General features: G+C 33.6%; 3 protein-coding genes. All 3 read left to right on the plus strand.

Annotated elements, in window-relative coordinates; all coding sequences use genetic code 11:
* Positions 1–278: 278 nt before the first annotated feature.
* Positions 279–1,274, plus strand: a complete 996-nt coding sequence (locus AFK68_RS06030; protein WP_094671997.1) for an Npun_R2821/Npun_R2822 family protein — start codon at positions 279–281, stop codon at positions 1,272–1,274.
* Positions 1,275–1,442: 168 nt separating this feature from the next.
* Positions 1,443–2,407: Npun_R2821/Npun_R2822 family protein (locus AFK68_RS06035; RefSeq protein WP_143437603.1), on the plus strand; the 965-nt coding region annotated here is incomplete at its 3' end.
* 260 nt (positions 2,408–2,667) lie between these two features.
* Entirely contained in the window at positions 2,668–3,600 is a 933-nt protein-coding gene (locus tag AFK68_RS06045) for an Npun_R2821/Npun_R2822 family protein (protein WP_094671999.1), read from the plus strand.
* The last annotated feature ends 56 nt before the right edge of the window (positions 3,601–3,656 follow it).

Below are 3,656 nucleotides of genomic sequence, written 5' to 3' on the forward strand. Positions count from 1 at the left end.
AAATTATAGGATACTCTACTATGTTGGTATTTGCCAATTTATTATGATAGTCCAGCAACAGATAATATTTCCCCCTGCTAGTTTTTTGAGCCTACCAAGTATGGATGAAAAAGGACTGTCATACATATAAAGTGACTTCTACTCCTAGATAGTTGGCATGAGGCTAAAAATGCGATTTCTGATACCAGATCTATCTTTTCTTTACAAACTTAATCTACTCAATTGGTGATCTAAAATTTGTCACGAAATTTTCCTAACTAGAAATTTAAGATTTATTTATGGATGGAATATGCACCCTTGCTAATGATAATGTCTTTGATCAACTTGTAGCTCTACTAAATAGTATACAAGTTAATCACAGCAACGAAATACCAGTTTGTATTTATCCTTATAACAACAACATAGAAAGAATTACTGCTGAGATTTCTACACGACCTAACGTCCAAATCTACAACGATTGGGAATCAATAGAAAAATGGGATCAATTTTATCGTGATGTCTGGGATGCTCACCCCAATGCTCATCAAAGGAGGTTAGAGAAGGGATTTGTCCCCTATTATAGATTTGGACATCATCGTCCGTTCTGTGCTTTTGATGGTCCTTTCGATCGCTTTCTATATATAGATGCAGATGCTTTACTCATGGAACCTGTGGATCGGGTTTTTGATCGACTCAATCAAAGTGACTGGGTAGTATATGATTTTCAGCATAAAGACCCTGGTCATGTCTATGATATTTCATCTCCTAGGTTAGAAGAATTGTTTCCTGAAGAATATATCAAGTCCAGGATTTTTTGTTCTGGTTTCTATGCCTCTAAAAAAGGTATATTTCAGCAAGAAAATATAGATTGGTTTCTGGAAAAGTTACGAGAAGGAGAATCAGAAATACTTTATATATGGGCATCAGATCAACCAATCCTCAACTACATGGTAATGCGGTTAAATTTGAAAGTAGATAATTTGGCTATTAGTCTCTCTCAAAATGAAAGAACAGGTAACAGCGTGACCTCGAAACATTTTACAGAGCAAGACCATATTGTTTACGATCATGGTAAGCGGTTAACATATCTCCACTATATTGGAGTTTCATCAAAAGCATTTACTAAAATTTGTGCCGGAGAAAATATAGATATTCCTTATCGAGATATATTTTTACACTATCGCTATCTACATGAACCGGAGAAAAAACCTAAGTTTATAGGGAAGCCAAAACCTTATAATCCTCCACCAAGTTTAATTGATCAAATCTTCAATAAAATTGGATTATCAAGTTGAAAATACATTAGTATGAAAAATTTTAGTCAAAAAAATACAGATGTAGTTAGCACATTATGACTGTGGAAGGGACAGCTAGGTTATGGTATTGATGATAGATATATTTAGAACTATTGGGGATATGAATTTGTCACAAAATTTTCCTAACTAGAAATTTAAGGTTTATTTATGGATGGAATTTACACCCTCGCTAATGATGTTGTTTACGATCAACTCATTGCCCTACTAAATAGTATAGAGGTTAATCTTAGTCCTGACTTTCCAGTTTGTGTCATCCCTTATGATGATCGCCAGGAAAAGACTATACCAGAAATTCAAGGCCGAAAAAATGTACAATTGTTAGATAATAGGGAAATATTAAATCGGTGGGAAGATTTCTCGACAAAAATTTGGGAAGGTCATCCAAATGCTTTTGCACGTTGGCAAGAAAAAGGAGTCTCTGGAGTTAATCGTATGGGAATGCACCGGAGATTTTGTTCTTTTGATTCGGAAAGTCCGTTTGAAAGATTTATTTTTTTGGATGCTGATATATTGGTTCTCAATTCCTTAGATTATCTCTTTGAAAAACTAGATCCAAATGATGTAGTTGTATATGATTTTCAGTATAAAGACCCTACCCATGTTTACGATGTTAACTCACCTAAATTACTAGAAATTTTTAGTAAAGAAAGGATAGATTCGGAAATATTTTGTGCTGGTTTGTACGCATCAAAAAAGGGTTTATTTCCAGAAGAAAAGCGGAATTGGTTATTAGAGCAACTCAACTCTGGAGATTCAGAACTTTTATATATTAACGGTCCTGACCAGTCAATTATTAATTATATGATCATGCGTTCTCAAATGCAGCTCTATAATTTTTCTCTGCATTTACCTCCAGAAGAAAAAACTGGTTGTTCCGTAACTTCTCCTCATTTTGAATATCGGGATAATTTACTTTATGATAAGGGTGTAAGATTAACTTATTTACATTACATTGGAGTTCCATCTAAAGCATTTACTAGAGTTTGTGCAGGGGAAAATTTAGACTTTCCTTATCGAGATATATTTTTACACTATCGCTATCTACATGAACCGGAGAAAAAACCTAGGTTTATAGGGAAACCAAAACCTTATAATCCTCCACCAAGTTTAATNGGATAATTTACTTTATGATAAGGGTGTAAGATTAACTTATTTACATTACATTGGAGTTCCATCTAAAGCATTTACTAGAGTTTGTGCAGGGGAAAATTTAGACTTTCCTTATCGAGATATATTTTTACACTATCGCTATCTACATGAACCGGAGAAAAAACCTAGGTTTATAGGGAAACCAAAACCTTATAATCCTCCACCAAGTTTAATTGATAAAATCTTCAAGAAAATAGGATTATCAAGTTGAGGGTAAATTACAATGAAAGGAATTTATATTGTTGCTAATGATAAGGTACTTGATAACACAATTGCTCTGCTAAAAAGTATCAGATTATATGATTCTGATACTCCAATTATGATGATTCCTTTTGATGAAAATTATCAGCAGGTAGCAGAAATTGTTACGAGTAAATATGGAGTAGAAATTTATCCAGATTTGGAATTTGTAGATAATCTTTGCAACAAATTATATAACATTTTCGGTCAAGGCTTTTTTAACACTCCTAACAAACAAAAAAAACAAGCTTGTTGGTTCGGACCGTTCGATGAATTTCTCTATATTGATGTTGATATTGTTGTCTTTGAAAAAATCGCTGATAATCTCAAATATCTGGAAGATTACGATTTTCTGTGTTGCGACTATCAACATTTAGGTGGGATTAAAAATGTCTTTACATCCAAAGTTATAGAAAATAAAATCTTTACTGAAGAACAACTTCAAGATGTATTTAATAGTGGGTGGTGGGCATCAAAGAAAAACCTGTTTACAGAAAATGAATTGTATGAAACTTTTGCCGAATGTGCTGCCCATACCCAATATTTTGACTTTTCAGAAAAAACCACAGACCAGCCAATTTTTAACTATATAGTATTAAAACATATTTCTCGGCGATTGAATTTGGTCCGACGACCAGAAGGTAAAGGTCCCGGAAGTTGGGCAGGTAGTCCCCATTTTCAACGGGAAGGCGATCGCTTAATTGATACAAAAGTAGGTAAACCTGTGCAATATTTACATTGGGCAGGTTTTCGGATTGAACCAGGATGCCCTTATTGGGATATTTGGGAGGATTATAGATATCTGGGTGAAACAAAACCAACTTACTATCCTAAAAAGACTGAAAAGAAAAAAAGTTTAGGAGAAAAATTGATTGATAAAGTCAAAAATATAGCTAGTAGAATGCGAAAAATGTAAATTCATTGAATGATTGGCTCAGACAAAAAAAAGCAGGTTCAGAATTACTTCAAATA

This window comes from Hydrocoleum sp. CS-953 (assembly GCF_002260545.1).
Classification (GTDB): domain Bacteria; phylum Cyanobacteriota; class Cyanobacteriia; order Cyanobacteriales; family Microcoleaceae; genus Trichodesmium.